General features: G+C 72.1%; 9 protein-coding genes and 1 pseudogene. 4 read left to right on the top strand and 6 right to left on the bottom strand.

Annotated elements, in window-relative coordinates; genetic code table 11:
- Positions 1-55 precede the first annotated feature (55 nt).
- Both AB0C46_RS01460 and AB0C46_RS01455 read left to right on the top strand, forming a co-directional pair.
- On the top strand, positions 56-3,010 hold the full coding sequence (locus tag AB0C46_RS01460; RefSeq protein WP_362824807.1) for an FAD-linked oxidase C-terminal domain-containing protein: 2,955 nt from the start codon (positions 56-58) through the stop codon (positions 3,008-3,010).
- Positions 3,003-4,151, top strand: coding sequence for a Glu/Leu/Phe/Val dehydrogenase dimerization domain-containing protein (locus AB0C46_RS01455; protein WP_362824806.1), 1,149 nt, complete (start codon positions 3,003-3,005; stop codon positions 4,149-4,151). The genes AB0C46_RS01460 and AB0C46_RS01455 overlap by 8 nt, the downstream gene beginning before the upstream one ends.
- 31 nt (positions 4,152-4,182) lie before the next feature.
- Here AB0C46_RS01455 and AB0C46_RS01450 read toward each other — a convergent pair whose 3' ends face one another.
- From AB0C46_RS01450 to AB0C46_RS01425, 6 genes are all read right to left on the bottom strand, one after another.
- Positions 4,183-4,485 carry a hypothetical protein gene (locus AB0C46_RS01450; RefSeq protein ID WP_362824805.1) on the bottom strand — a complete coding sequence of 101 codons (303 nt, stop codon included), beginning with the start codon at positions 4,483-4,485 and terminating at the stop codon, positions 4,183-4,185.
- Positions 4,486-4,666: 181 nt separating this feature from the next.
- Positions 4,667-5,569 carry an aminoglycoside phosphotransferase family protein gene (locus AB0C46_RS01445; RefSeq protein WP_362824803.1) on the bottom strand — a complete coding sequence of 301 codons (903 nt, stop codon included), beginning with the start codon at positions 5,567-5,569 and terminating at the stop codon, positions 4,667-4,669.
- A 79-nt stretch (positions 5,570-5,648) separates the two neighbouring features.
- Positions 5,649-7,556, bottom strand: a complete 1,908-nt coding sequence (locus AB0C46_RS01440; RefSeq protein ID WP_362825154.1) for a cellulase family glycosylhydrolase — start codon at positions 7,554-7,556, stop codon at positions 5,649-5,651.
- 382 nt (positions 7,557-7,938) lie between these two features.
- Positions 7,939-9,312: an IPT/TIG domain-containing protein gene (locus AB0C46_RS01435; protein WP_362824801.1), complete on the bottom strand. Its 1,374-nt coding sequence runs from the start codon at positions 9,310-9,312 to the stop codon at positions 7,939-7,941.
- A 556-nt stretch (positions 9,313-9,868) separates the two neighbouring features.
- Positions 9,869-11,080 carry a DUF6596 domain-containing protein gene (locus AB0C46_RS01430; RefSeq protein WP_362825152.1) on the bottom strand — a complete coding sequence of 404 codons (1,212 nt, stop codon included), beginning with the start codon at positions 11,078-11,080 and terminating at the stop codon, positions 9,869-9,871.
- An 8-nt stretch (positions 11,081-11,088) separates the two neighbouring features.
- A complete protein-coding gene (locus tag AB0C46_RS01425; protein ID WP_362824799.1) occupies positions 11,089-11,496 on the bottom strand; it encodes a YciI family protein in 408 nt (135 codons plus the stop codon).
- A gap of 108 nt (positions 11,497-11,604) precedes the next feature.
- Here AB0C46_RS01425 and AB0C46_RS01420 point away from each other — a divergent pair.
- Both AB0C46_RS01420 and AB0C46_RS01415 read left to right on the top strand, forming a co-directional pair.
- Positions 11,605-11,841 (top strand): annotated as a pseudogene (locus AB0C46_RS01420) (hypothetical protein); the annotation flags it as partial.
- 192 nt (positions 11,842-12,033) lie between these two features.
- Complete coding sequence (locus AB0C46_RS01415; RefSeq protein WP_362824798.1) at positions 12,034-12,801, top strand: hypothetical protein; 768 nt, start codon at positions 12,034-12,036, stop codon at positions 12,799-12,801.
- Positions 12,802-12,807: the final 6 nt, after the last annotated feature.

The following is a 12,807-nucleotide window of genomic DNA, read 5'->3' as shown; positions in this document are numbered from 1 at the left end:
ACATCGTGGTCGGACCAGGCCGAACGTGACCGGTGAGCACAAAGGAGCAAGCACGGTGACCACAACAGCGCAGGGTCTCGGCAGCCTCGACGCGGCAGCGGTGGCCGAAGCCCTCGGCGCGGCGGACTGCGGCGAGGTCGCCGGCGATGCCGGCCACCGGGCACAGTACGCGTCCGATGCGTCCAACTACCGCCAGATCCCGCTGGCCGTCGTCTTCCCCGGCGAGCGGCGGCATATCCGCAACACACTCGACGTCTGCCGCCGCCTGGGAGTGCCGGTCACCGCACGCGGAGCGGGCACCAGCACCTCCGGGCAGGCCGTCGGACCGGGCGTGGTGCTCGACTTCTCGCGGCACTTCAACCGGTTGCTCGCCCTGGACCCGCAGGCCCGGACCGCGACCGTCGAGCCCGGCATCGTGCTGGACGAGCTGCAGCAGGCCGCCGCGCCCCACGGCCTGCTGTTCGGCGCCGATCCGTCCACCCACAGCCGCTGCACGCTGGGCGGCATGATCGGCAACAATGCGTGCGGATCACACTCCCTCGCCTGGGGACGCACCGCGGACAACGTCCTGGAACTAGAGGTGGTCACCTACCGCGGCACGGTGGTCCGGCTCGGCGAGATGACCGCGGAGGAGATCGACGAGGCCATTGCCGCGGGAGACGACCGCGCCGAGCTGATCGCCTCCCTGCACCGTCTCGCCCAGCGCAATCTGGCCACGCTGCGCACCAAGCTGGGGCGGTTCCCGCGGCAGGTGTCGGGCTACGCACTGGAACAGCTGCTGCCCGAGCGGCGCTTCAACCTCGCCAGGGCTCTGGTCGGCAGCGAGGGCACACTGGCCGTGGTGCTCTCGGCGACCGTCCGTCTCCTGTCCCCTCCCCCCGCGCGCGCCCTGGTCGTCCTCGGGTTCTCGGACGCCTGTGCCGCGGCCGAGGCGGTCCCCGCGCTGCTGGCGCATCAGCCGCTGGCGCTGGAAGGGCTCGACCACGCGCTGACCGACATCGTCACCCGGCCCGCGACCAGGGCCGCCATCGACACCCTGCCGGCCGCACAGGCCTGGCTGTTCGCCGAACTCGGCGGTACCGCGGACGCGCTGCCCCGGCAGGCCGAGGCGCTGGCCGAGACCGCGCGCCAAGCCGCGGGATGCACCGGCAGTGAGGTCATCACCGATCCCGTCCGCGCCCGCACACTGTGGCGGATCCGCGAGGACGGAGCGGGCCTGGCCACCCGTCTGCCCGACGGCTCCGAGGCCTGGCCCGGATGGGAGGACGCAGCCGTACCGCCCGACCAACTGGGCTCCTACCTCCGCAAGTTCACCGAGCTGCTGGACCACCACGGACTGCAGGGCGCCGTCTACGGACACTTCGGCGAAGGCTGTCTGCACGTCCGCATCAACTTCGACTTCAGCACCGAAGAGGGCACCGCCGTCTTCCGCGCCTTCGTCACCGAAGCCGCCCGGCTGATCGGCGCCCACGGTGGTTCGCTGTCCGGTGAGCACGGCGACGGGCAGGCCCGCTCCGAGCTGCTGCCGCTGATGTACGGCCCCGAGGTCATCGCCCTGTTCGAGGAGTTCAAGAGCATCTGGGACCCCGACAACGGCCTCAACCCCGGCATGATCGTCCGGCCGCTGCCGGTCGACGGAAATCTGCGCGTCAGCCCGCACCGCACCCCGCTTCCGCTGGCCACCGTCTTCCCCTTCCACGCCGACGACGGGGACTTCGCCAAGGCCACCCGCCGTTGCGTCGGCGTCGGCAAGTGCCGCTCCGCCGACCACCGCGGCGATGTCATGTGCCCCAGCTACCGGGTCACCCGGGACGAGAAGGACTCCACCCGCGGCCGCGCCCGTCTGCTGTACGAGATGACGCAGGGCGAAGTGATCACCGACGGCTGGCGTTCCACCGAGGTCCGCGACGCCCTCGATCTGTGCCTGTCCTGCAAGGGGTGCAGCGCCGACTGCCCCGTCGGGGTGGACATGGCCACCTACAAGTCGGAGTTCCTGCACCACCATTACAAGGGACGGCTCCGGCCCGCCTCGCACTACACCATGGGCTGGCTGCCGCTGCTGTCACGGCTGGCCGCCCGGGCCCCCGGGCTGGTCAATGCGCTCACCTCCTCCCGTCTGGCCCCGGCCGTCAAACGGCTCGGCGGGATCGCCGCGCAGCGGGAACTCCCCCGCTTCGCCGGGCAGACGTTCCTGGCCTGGTTCCGGCGCCGTACGCCCGAGGGCGACGGCCGGCGCGGCCCGGTCATGCTGTGGGTCGACTCCTTCAACAACCACTTCAGCCCCGAGGTCCTCCAGGCCGGTGTGGCGGTGCTGGAACACGCCGGATTCCGGGTGCAGGTCCCGGACGGCACGCAGTGCTGCGGGCTCACCTGGATCACCACCGGACAGCTCGGCACGGCCCGCCGCATCGCCCGGCGCACCACCGCCGCACTGGCCCCCGCCGTCGGTGCCGGCCTCCCCGTCGTCGGACTGGAGCCGAGCTGCACGGCAGCCCTCAAGAGCGATCTCCCCGAACTCCTCGACGGCGACGAGGACGCCCGGGCGCTCTCCCGCGCCACGCTCACCCTCGCCGAACTCCTCGTCCATCACGCCCCCGACTGGCAGCCCCCGCGGATCGAGGCCCGCTCGATCAGCCAGACCCACTGCCACCAGCACGCCACCTCCGGCTTCGGCGCCGACAGCGCGCTGCTGGACCGCATGGGAATCGACAACACCGCACTCGATTCCGGCTGTTGCGGCCTTGCCGGCAACTTCGGCTTCGAGCGCGGCCACTACGACGTCTCCGTCGCCGCGGGCGAACAGGTTCTGCTGCCCGCGGTGCGCTCGGCCCCCGCGGACACCCAGATCCTGGCCGACGGTTTCAGCTGCCGCACCCAGATCGCTCAGCAGACCTCGCGCGGCGGCACCCATCTCGCCCAGCTGATCGCCCGGGCACTGCCCCCGGACGACACCTCTGCCCGTTCCGGCTTCCCTCCGCTTCCTACCGAGAAGGAACACACCCGTGACTGATGCACTCTCTCTCATCGACGAGTGGGGCCCCGAGAAGACCGTCGTCGTCTCTCACCGGCGCACCGGTATGAAGGGCGTCCTGGTGATCGACAACACCGCCCGCGGCATCGGCAAGGGCGGAACCCGGATGAGCCCCGGCGTGACCGTGGAGGAGGTCTCCCGGCTGGCCCGTGTCATGACGTGGAAGTGGGCCGCTGTCGACCTCTTCTACGGCGGCGCCAAGGCCGGCATCGTCGCCGATCCGGCCGCCCGCGACAAGGAGGCGGTGCTGCGTGCCTTCGCCCGCGCGCTGTCCAACGAGGTGCCGCGCGAGTATGTGATGGGGCTCGACATGGGCCTGACGGAGAGTGATGCCGCCATCATCCAGGACGAGCTGGGCGACCGCGGTGCCGCCGTCGGTACCCCCGAGCATCTCGGCGGGGTGGCCTACGACAAGCTCGGGGTCACCGGCTACGGCGTGGCAGAGGCGGCCGACGCCGCGGCACGGCACCAGGGACTGCCGCTGGCCGGATCCCGGGTCGCCCTGCAGGGCTTCGGTGCGGTCGGCAGCGCGGCCGCCCAGCGGTTCACGGAACTCGGTGCCACGATCGTGGCGGTGTCCACCGCCCACGGCGTGCGGTACGACCCCAGCGGCCTCGATGTGGGCGCTCTGCTGGCGGCGCGTGACGAGCACGGCGACCACTTCGTCACCCGCCACTCCGCCGGTACCGCGCTGCCCTCAGGCGCCGAACTCACCGTGGACTGCGACGTCTTGGTGCCTGCCGCGCTGCAGGACGTCATCACCCGCGGCACCGCGCACGAGATCAAGGCGAAGCTCGTCGTGGAAGGCGCCAATCTGCCGACCTCGGCGGAGGCCCGGAGCATTCTTGCCGAGCGCGGTATCACCGTGCTGCCGGACTTCGTGGCCAACGCCGGCGGCGTGGTCGCGGCCGCCTTCGCGATGGATGCCCGCTACTCCGGCTTCCGGCCCGGCACGTCAAGCATTTTCGAGTCGATCTCGACACGGCTGCGGGCCAACACGGTGACGGTCCTCGACGAGGCCCGGCACCAGGGCATCACCCCGCACGACGCCGGCCGCCGCCTCGCCGAGGAACGCGTCCGCACCGCCATGGAGAGCAAGGGCCGTATCCCGCGCGGCTGATCCACACGGCGCCGCGGACGCCGGCCGGGCGTCAGGCCGGACACGCCTCATGGTTCTTGACCACGGTGAGCGTGGCCGGCCTGCCCTGCAGGGGTGTGCCTGCCTCCGGACTCTGCGCGCAGACCTTCCAGCGCGCCGGCCACAGCACATGGCGGCCCGCGCCGCGCCCGTCCCTGAGCTGGACGGAGGTGTCGTAGTTCAGGGCCTGGTAGGCGGAGACCAGGCCCTGGCCTGCCACCCGCGGCATCCGCTCGGGGCCGTCGGCCTGCGCCGGAGCGGCCGGGACCAGGCAGGACAGGGCAAGGAACGAGGTGGTGACGATGCGTTTCACCACCTGAGAACGATCAGTGCGGGCAACGGTCACCTCCGGGCCGGGGCCGTCACCACGCGCAGGGGCGGGCACGGCGCTGCCGGGCCCGCCCACCGGTCGGATGTCCCGCCCACCCGTCGGATGTCCCGCTCCCGGCCGTGCCGCGGCACCGAGGGGCGCGCCGCACGCCCCTCGGTGATCCGGGTCAGGCGGCGGCGTGCGCCTGCTCGGTGCGGACCTCTGCAAGGACATGCCGGGCGATGGCGGCCATCACCGGGTTGGTGTCGCGGTAGGCGCGGAGCTCGTGGAGCGCGATCGACAGCGCCCAGCCGCGGCCGCGGGCCCATGTCGCGTCATCGGCCCCCAGGGCCGTACGGAAGACACCGCGCGCGTCGGCGGGCAGCAGGTACCACGCCACGATCGTGTCGACGGCGGGATCGCCGAGGCCGAGGCAGCCGAAGTCGATGACGGCGCTGAGCCGTCCGCGGACGGTCAGCAGATTCCCGGGCTGCAGGTCGGCGTGGATCCAGACGGCCGGGCCGGGCCATGCGGGCGCCTGCAGCGCCGCCTCCCAGCCGGCGATCGCCGCGTCGGTGTCGATGATGCCGTCCAGCTCCGCCACCGCGGCGCGCGTCGCTCCGTCCCGTGTCGCCAGGGGCTCACTGCGGTAGGACGGCGGCCCGTCCGCGGGGTCGATCCGGTGCAGCGCGGTGACGAACTCCGCCAGATCCGCTGCGAACGAGCGCGGTGCGGCGAGGCGGCCGACGGCCGGGGTCTCCCCGTCGAGCCAGCGGTAGACCGACCAAGGCCAGGGGTAGCCCTCGGCGGGCGTGCCCTTGCCCAGCGGTCCGGGTACGGCAACCGGGAGCGAGGGGGCGAGCCGTGGCAGCCAGCGGTGTTCCTTCACCACGTCCTGGGCGGCGCCCTCGATGCGCGGGAGCCGCACGACCATGTCGCCGCCGAGCCGGAACATGGCGTTGGAGGTGCCGGCGGAGTCGACCGCCGTGACGGGCAGGTCCGCCCACTGGGGAAACTGCGTACCGAGCAGACGGTGTACGAGAGGGACGTCGATGTCCGCCTCGTCGGCATGCATCTTGCGCGCGCTCATGGGCGGCCTCCATATCGGCTCGGGTTCTTGGACGGCGTCCCTTGATACCCCGGCCTGCCGTTCGCGTCGACTGCGTTTTTCAGGTCAGGGACCGGCAGAGCAGGGCGTCGGGGCGGCCCTGGTGTCCGAGGCGGCTGGTGTAGGCAATGCCTGCCGCGTAGGAGTGGGAGGGGCACTGCCCTTTGAAGTGGCCGTGGGCGAAGTCGCCGCCGGGGTCGCCGGGCGGACGGTGGTCGCCACGGTCGAACCAGATGGCTCTCCCGTCCGTGCCGAGAGCGGTGCGGGCCGGTGTGCACAATGCGGCGGAGACCCTCGCACCGCGCAGGCTGTAGCCGGTGAGGAAGTGCCCGTCGGGGCACTGGAGTTTGCTGTGACCGGGCGCCCAGTCCCCGCCGGCGGGGACATACCGCTCGTCGCGCACCACGGTGGGAACGCGGCCGGGTGCGCGCAGATCGCGGGCGGTGGGGGCGTCGGTGCACAGCCCGCGGCCTTGGGTGTGGCTGATGCCGATGAGCCGTTCGCCGTCCGGGCAGGCCGCTTTGCGGGCTCCGCGGTCCCAGTCGCCCAGGGACCGGGCGCTCAGGGACTGGACGAAGTCGCGGTGGTCGGTGGTGAGCAGGTGCCAGGCGGGGGTCGGTGGCACCGGCCCCGTCTTTTGCGGTGCGGTCATGAGCCGGTGCCAGGGGGCCGCCCGCCAGTCGTCGCCGTCGAGGACTCCGGTGCGGCGCCCGTCATTGTCGTAACGCAGCAGGGCCCAGTTGTCCCCCGCCGGCCGCCCCTGGCCGTCGGTGCTCCAGCCGACGAGCGGCCAGTAGGCGAAGTCCGTGTCGGTGTCGGCAAGGTAGTCCGTGAAGTTGCCGAACCAGGCGCGGGCGGCGGGGCCCGACTCCTCGGAACCGGTGCCGAATTCGCTGATCCACAGGGGCGCGGTGAAATGCCGGCCGGTCTCTGCGGAGACATAGAACGCCTGGTCGTGCAGTACGGCGCGGAGCTGGTCGCGGGTCAGGTCCTGATAGCGGGGGTCACTGGTCTCCCCCACCCCCGTGGCGCCGCTGTGGTGCGGGCCGGTGTAGCCGTAGAAGTGGGCCGAGTAGACGAGTTTCCCGGAGGTGACGAGGGTGTGCGAGAGGGTACGGACCGGGGTGAGGGTGGGGCGGCCGTGCGGCAGGCCGTCCACCGGCAGACCGGTCCAGTTGATGCCCTCGATGACGATGAGGAGACGGGGGTTGGCCTCGGTGAGGATCCGGTCCGCCGCCTCCTGCGCGGCGGCCTGCCAGTCGTGGTGGTCACCCAGGCCCCAGTTGGGGTCGTCCAGGACGTCACGGCGTACTTCGTTGTAGAGGTCCGCCCCCACGACGCGGCTGTGGTGCTGGTAGCGGCGGGCCATGAAGACCCAGTCGTCGGCCCATTGCCGAGTGGACTGGCGGCTGTTCCATCGCTCGTTGCCGTCGAGGCCGCAGCACCACCGGGTGGTGTTGGTGTGGTTGTTGAGGATGACGGCGAAGCCGCCCTCGTCCAGGGCCGCGACCACGGCGTCGAAGATCTGCAGTGGTGTCCTGCCGCGGAGCTGTGGGTTGGCGGCGACCGCGGCATCGGGCACGGGGTCCGTGGCATGGATCATCTCGTTGGAGAACGGCAGCCGGATACTGTTGAGGCCCAGTGCGCGGAAGTCGTCCAGCAGTGCGGCGATGCCGACGCGGTCAAGGCCGAGGGGGATGCCGTGGGAGTTCTGGCCGCTGTGATGGCCGGCCGGGTCGTTGATGTCGCCCGAACCGTTCCAGGAGCCCTGTGCCCCGTCCCAGTTGGCGGACTTCAGCCGGAACCGCCTGCCCTCGGCGTCGACGACGTACCGGCCTCGGGTGGAGAGCGGCGCGGTCCATGCCTCGGCGGGCTTCCCGGCGGCTGACGGTCCGGGCGCCGAAGCGTCCGGCAGGGCGGGGGCTGCCGTCGCGCCGGGGGCGGCGAGCCCCGTCAGCACGAGACACATCGCCAGGGCGCGGCACACGGAACGTAAGAGCGGCTGCACGTCATCTGCCTGCTTCGTCGGCTGTGCTCGTCGGCTTCGTCCGGCGAGCGGCCGCACGGCAGGGGCACCACCGACGGGCCAGGGACAAGTTACCGACGGGTGCCTGAAGGGGCCATACCCCTGACAGCCGATTTCCCTGACGGTCAGCTCCCCCGGCGGTAAGTGCCCCTGCCGGATGCGGAGTAGAGACGGACCGAGCCACCGCTGCCGAGAAAGACGAGAAGAGCGGAGGTTCCGCTACCGGCCAGGTGTCCTCATGCGGCCTTGCTGAGTGTGCCCTTCATGGCGGGTCGGTGGAGGGAGCCGTGGACCCGGGCGTAGCCCGCGTACGGTTGCCCCGGGCTCAGCCCGCGTAGGTGAATTCGTCGGCCGGGCCGGTGGGCGACGTGGCCACGCCGACCGTCACGGTGACGTCCACCGTCTTCGGCTCAAGCACCCGGGACGGCACCGTCGCGATGATCTGGGTCGGGCTCTTGACGGTGACCGGGCCCGCGGCGGCGGTGTCCTTGAACCGTACGGCCGCCCCCTGGGCGAAGCCCGAGCCGTCGATGGTGACCTGGCCGCCGGCCTTCCCGCTGCGCGGGGAGACCGCGCTGACCACCACGGGCGCGGGTCCGCCGTAGGCGAACCGCCCCAACGGAACGGCGGGCGAGGTGCCGAGGCTGGTGGTGACACGGACGTCGACGATGCCGGTCCCGTCGGGCGCGATCGCGGTGATCTGCCTGCCGGACGGGTCGACGGTGACGCCGGTGCACGGGATCGGACCGAAGTCGACGACGCTGTCCGCGGCGAATCCGCTGCCGGTGACGGTGACCTTCGTACCGCCCTTCCCGGCAGTGGTGTCCAGCGCGGTCACCACCGGCCCGGCAGGGACGACGGACGCGTCCAGCAGGGTCAGGTACGTGGAGTTGGCGTGCTGGTACGCGACTTGGCCCAGGAAGTCGCCCGTGGTCTTGTTGACCAGCTCCTTGTTGTACTTCGCGTAGTCCGCGTTCATCGTCCTGGTGCTGTTGGCGCCGGGCTGAACGTAGCCGTTGCCCTTCCGGAGCAGGTCGATCTCCGTCAGCAGGATCTTCACCTCTTCGTTGGCCGTCGGGCCCGGGGACGGGTACCAGCCCTTGGCCGTGGACAGGTCCGACCAGGCCCGCGGGACCAGGTCGTAGGCGTTGACGTAGCGCTCGTTCCGGCTCCACGACAGGGAGTCGACGTAGTCCGCGAAGCTCTTCAGGCCGGCGGTGGGGGCGGCGAAGGTCAGGAGTGCGAACTGCGGCTTGTTCGTCCAGGTCTGGGCCTGGAGGTAGGTGGCCAGCATGGTGGCGATGCAGCCGCCGAGGCTGTGGCCGGTCACATAGACCGTCGGCTGGGGCTTGGCGGGTACGGCCGCGAGGAAGCCGGCGAGGGCCTGCGGGAGGGTCGCGCCCGAAGCGGCGACGGTGTCCGGCCCTCCGGTGCCTGCCCGCCGGGCGTCCCCGAGATGCCGCGCGCGGTGGCGACCTGAGTGAACGCGGCCATCGCGCCGGCCGAGACGGCGGCGTTCGCCGATCCGCCGGGCGTGAACGGCACCACCGTGCCGACGTCGAGGTCCTCCATGGTGTCGATCGGATTGCTGATCGTGCCGCGGACGGCCACGGCGAACTGGTTCGAGCCGTCGGAGTTCCAGGCGATGTACGCGAGGTTCGCGTTGTCCGGGCTGAGCGCCAGCCACATCAGCTTCCATGTGCCGCCCGTGGCGAGCGCGGAGTTGGCGAGTTGGGCGGCGATACCGCGCATGGCGCGCCCGCCCTGGTCCTGCAGGGTTTCACCCGACGGGCGTGGGGTCGCCGCCGTGGCGGCGAGTGCGGCGAGGGTCATGGTGACCTGGGCGGGGGTCGAGCTCGACTGGGTCGGCTTCGTCATACGTGCTCCTTGTATGTCACCGGGGCGAAGTGGGCCGCGACGGCCGCTCCGTAACGGGCCTCCGGGGCCCGGCCTCTGAACCCGCGACCCGGCCGGTGGGCGCCACTCCGACTGCCGGCGTTGAGCGTATTCATCCCGTTTCGCGGTGCTCGGCCGCCGGAGGCATCGCCGCTCTGCGAGCCGCGGATTTCAGGCTCCTGGCCCAGTGGCACACCGTGGCGGGTCGCTGAGAGGCCGCCACTCCCGAACGCTCAGCATGCTCGTCGGCCGGGGAGCCACGGGGCGAGGCGAGCCCGGCGCGACACCGGACGGAGCACGGCCCCGCCCGGCAGGAAACCGGCTCTTCGAGTGCCGCGGGAAAATCCGAGCGCGGCCCGTCAGCGAGACCGGCGGGCGTTGAGCCGGGCGGCCTGCCGCGTCAGATGGTCGCGCTCGGCGAGGTTGGGTGCCTTTTGGGCCGCCTCGGCGTACAGCCGGGCCGCCGTCGCCAGGTCGCCGTCGCACTCGTGGAGGTACGCCGCCACCGCGGCGTGGCGGGGCAGTGCGTCGTCCAGCGCCGCGAGCGCCGCCAGCCCGGCGCGCGGTCCGTCGGCCTCACCGACGGCCACTGCGCGGTTGAGCCGGACGACCGGGCTGTCGGTCAGACGTGCGAGCTCGTCGTACCACTCGACGATCTGCACCCAGTCGGTCTCCCCGGCGGTGGGCGCGTCGGCGTGGAGTGCCGCGATGGCGGCCTGGGCCTGGAACTCGCCCAGCCGGTCACGGGCGAGGGCCGCCTGCAGGATCGCGACACCCTCGGCGATCGCCTCGGTGTCCCACCGGCCGCGGTCCTGCTCGGCGAGCGGCACCAGGCTGCCGTCGGGCGCGGTCCGGGCGGCGCGGCGGGCGTGGTGGAGCAGCATGAGGGCGAGCAGCCCCGCCACCTCGGGGTGGTCGATCGCGGCCGCGAGCTGCCGGGTGAGCCGGATGGCCTCGGCGGCGAGGTCGACGTCGCCGGAGTAGCCCTCGTTGAAGACCAGATAGAGGACGCGCAGCACGGTGGCGACGTCGCCGGGCTGGTCGAACCTTCCCCGAGCTCTCGGCTTCTCCCCCAGTCTTCGGCCGGGAGGTGCCCCCAGAGCAGGGGATACCCCATCGCCGGAGACGGTGCGCTTGGCCCGGCTGATGCGCTGTGCCATGGTCGCCTCGGGCACCAGGTAGGCCTGGGCGATCTGGCGAGTGGTCAGCCCGCCGACGGCGCGCAGCGTGAGCGCAACAGCGGACGACGGCGTCAGCGACGGGTGGGCGCACAGGAAGTAGAGCTGGAGCGTGTCGTCCGCCGCGGGCACGGGCCCGGGCGCCGGCTCCTCGTCCACGAGGTCCTCACGCCGGCGGCGGGCACTGTCCGCCCGGGCCGCGTCGAGGAAGCGGCGCCAGGCCACCGTGACGAGCCAGCCCTTCGGGTCCCGCGGTGGGTCGGTCGGCCAGACGCGGACCGCCTCGACCAGCGCGTCCTGCACGGCGTCCTCGGCCGCCGCGAAGTCGGCTCCGCGGCGGACGAGGATCCCGAGCACGCTCGGTGTGAGGCTCCGGAGCAGGGCCTCGTTCATCTCAGAGGTCACTCCGTGATGGTGGGCGGCGCGGTCAGGAACGGGCGCAGCTCGAGCCACTCGTGGATCGGCTCCCCGCCCTTCCCAGGAGCGGCCGACAGCTCCCCGGCCAGCTCGACGGCGCGCTCGTAGCTGTCGACGTCGATCACCATCCAGCCGGCGATGAGGTCCTTGGTCTCGGCGAACGGGCCGTCGGTGACCGGCGGGCGCCCCTCACCGTCGTACCGGACCCACTTCCCCTCGGGGGCGAGCGCCTGACCGTCGACGAACTCGCCGGTCCCCTCCAGCCGGGTCGCGAAGTCCTGCATGTACTGCACGTGGGCCGAGATCTCCTCCGGCGTCCACTGGTCCATGGGCACGTCGTTGACCGCAGCCGGAGCGCCGCGGTAGTGCTTGAGCATCAAGTACTTTGCCATCGTGGTTCTCCTCGGTGCTGGTGCGACCCATTGTGGTCGCGTTCATAGCGGGGACGGAGCCGGTCACGGGTTCTCGACATCGCCGTCCGAGATTTTTTTGGCTTCTGACTGCGGATTCCGATGGACCGCAGGCTGGCGTGGACACCCAAGGTGACCTGGACCGTCATCGCCGATGACATCCCGAATCGTCACATTCTGCCGGAGGCTCTCCGGCTGCTGCCGCCTTCGTGGAATGCGCTGCGTAGGGTGCCCCCGGAGTTTCCCGCCCTCGACAAGCGCATCGGGGCGCGGGACGACGTGCTGATGCTGCCGCTGCTGAGTCATCGCGATCCCGCTGTCGCCGAGACCGAGACCGGGGCCGATCCCCCAGGTGTCCACGTTCCCCCAGCAGCAGCACCAGCAGCCGCCGCGAAAAGAGGCGTCGGGCACGTAGGGTGACGAGGTGATCACGGTCCGGGTGCTCTGTCGGCCGGCAGTCGGCATCGGTCTCCCGGCACCCGTTTCCGGCACTCGGTCGCACCGGAGAAAGGGACACACATGCGCGCTCGCCATCTCGCCACAGCTGCCGTTGCGGCAGTCACCGCCGCTCTTCTCACCGCCGGCCCGGCCCCGGCACAGCCCTCCGCCACCACCGCCCCACCGCCGGCCGGCCAGGCCGCCCCGGCCCGCCTGGCCGGTCACACCGAGGTCCCCGTCGAGGGCGGCTCGGCCCGCTTCGGCACTCCTCCCGCCCTTCTCGCCGCGCTCAAGGCGAACGGCGTGGTGATCGCGGATGTCGATGCCCAGGGCACGGTCACTCCGCACCACGACGCCGGCGGCATCAGCCTGGGCATCAAGGGCGGCACGGTCACCAACAGCGGGGGCAAGGTCGGCGGTGAGCTGCGGTTCGCCGACTCCGGTATCGCGCTGATCAACCGCAGGACCGACAAGGCCGTCAGGGTCACCGGCTTCACCGTCGACCTCGGCCAGGGCGCGCTCCGCGCCCGGCTGGACCGCGGCCCGACCATGACCGTGGGCACCTTCCCCCGGCCCGGCATCGCCGCATCCATCGACACCGCTGCCGCGGCGTTGCGGATGAACGCCGGCATCACGGTCACCGCGGCCGCCGCCGCCAAGCTCAACGCGGCCCTCGGCACCTCCGGCTTCACCGGCGGCGGTCCGCTGCTCCACGCCCGCGTCGACGCCGCTCTCGACCCGTCCGTCGATCTCGGTACCGCCCTCAACCTGAGCCATCGCCCGGCCCCCGCCGACGCGGGACGCCGCCCGGCCGTCGCCTCGGGCGGAGGAGAGCCGTCGGAGCGCTGATCCGGC

This window comes from Streptomyces sp. NPDC048637 (genome assembly GCF_040650675.1).
GTDB lineage: Bacteria > Actinomycetota > Actinomycetes > Streptomycetales > Streptomycetaceae > Streptomyces.
Note: the sequence above shows the minus strand (reverse complement) of the source record. Positions and strands in the feature narration are given on the sequence as shown.